Origin of the sequence: Mycobacterium angelicum, assembly GCF_002086155.1 — a bacterium.
In the GTDB taxonomy this organism is placed as follows: domain Bacteria; phylum Actinomycetota; class Actinomycetes; order Mycobacteriales; family Mycobacteriaceae; genus Mycobacterium; species Mycobacterium angelicum.
Genome location: NZ_MVHE01000178.1, coordinates 1 through 1,719 on the forward strand (window position 1 = coordinate 1; position 1,719 = coordinate 1,719).

Annotated in this window: 1 protein-coding gene; it reads left to right on the forward strand. The window is 65.9% G+C overall.

Going from position 1 to position 1,719, the window contains the following annotated elements; translation table 11 throughout:
• The coding region (locus tag BST12_RS28820; protein WP_139802049.1) for an SDR family NAD(P)-dependent oxidoreductase at positions 1 to 1,719 on the forward strand (1,719 nt) is incomplete at both ends.

Here is a 1,719-nt window from a genome sequence, read left to right on the forward strand (position 1 = left end):
GTGTTGGTGCATGCCGCTGCCGGTGGGGTGGGGATGGCTGCGGTGCAGCTGGCCCGGTATTGGGGGTTGGAGGTGTTTGGCACCGCGAGTGTGGGCAAGTGGGACACGTTGCGCGGGTTGGGTTTTGATGATGGACATATCGCTAGTTCGCGCAGTGTGGAGTTCGCTGAAAAGTTTTTGGCCGTCACCAATGGGCGTGGGGTGGATGTGGTGCTCAACGCGTTGGCGGGGGAGTTCGTGGACGCGTCGCTGGGGTTGTTATCGCATGGGGGTCGTTTCCTGGAGATGGGTAAGACCGACCTCCGCGATCCCGCTGTGGTTGCCGAGCAGCATCTCGGGGTGGCTTACCGGGCGTTTGATCTGTTGGAAGTCGACCCGCAGCGGATACAGCAGATGCTGGCAGAGGTGGCGAGATTATTTGAGGCGGGTGTGCTGCACCCGCTGCCGGTCACCGGCTTCGAGGTGCGCCGGGCCGCGGCTGCCTACCGGTTTGTCAGTCAGGCCCGCCATATCGGCAAAGTGGTATTGAGGATGCCGGCGTTCGATGCGGCGGGCACGGTGTTGATCACCGGGGGCACCGGCGCGTTGGGCGTGACGCTGGCTCGGCATCTGGTGGCCCACTATGGGGTGCGGCATCTGGTGTTAGTGAGCCGCCGTGGGATGGCCGCCGAGGGTGCCGGCGAGCTGGTGGACCAGCTCAGCCAGGCGGGGGCGCAGGTGCAGGTGGTCGCCTGTGATGTTGCTGACTGCGACGCGCTGGCCCGGGTGCTGGCCGCGATACCGGCTCGGTACCCGTTGTCGGCGGTGGTGCACGCCGCCGGGGTGCTCGATGACGCGGTCATCGCATCGCTGACACCGCGGCGAGTGGATGCGGTGTTGCGGCCCAAGGTCGATGCGGCGTGGAATCTGCATGAGTTGACCCGGGACCAGGATTTGTCGGCATTTGTGATGTTCTCCTCGATGGCCGGTGTCATCGGGACTGCTGGGCAAGCCAATTACGCGGCCGCCAACGCCTTTCTGGATGGGTTGGCTGCATACCGGCGGGAGGCGGGTCTGCCAGCGACCTCGCTGGCGTGGGGGCTATGGGAAGAGGCCAGCGCCATGACCGAGCAGCTGGGGGCCCAGGATGTGGCCAGGCTGAGCCGGGGCGGCCTGTTGGCGATGCCATCGCGGGAAGCCCTGGACTTGTTCGACACCGCGTTGGCCCTCGATCAGTGCTGCGTGGCGCCGGCCCGGCTGGATTCAGCTGGGTTGTCATCTTCGTCAGAAGCCGGGATGCTGCCGGTCTTGTTCGCCGGCCTGGTGAATCCTCGGCGACGGTCGGTGGTCGGGGACCGGGCCGCAGCTTCGTCTGGTTCGGTATTGGCGCAGCGCCTGGCCGGGCTCTCTGATGAGCAACAACGCTCGCTGCTCTCGCAGATTATGAACTCCCATGTGGCCACTGTCTTGGGCGCTGATCCGGCCACCATCGAAGCCGACCGCGTGTTCCAGGATCAGGGTTTCGATTCCCTGACCGCGGTCGAGCTGCGCAACCGGTTGCAAACCGCGACCGGGCTCGCGTTATCACCCACCCTCATCTTCGACCACCCCACACCGGCCGCCCTCACCCAACACCTACGGCAACTAATCACCGGAACAGCCCGCGAGGTTGCAAGTGGGCCGACGGAGCGCGCGGTGCGGGCCGATGAGCCGATTGCGGTGGTGGGGATGGGGTGTCGG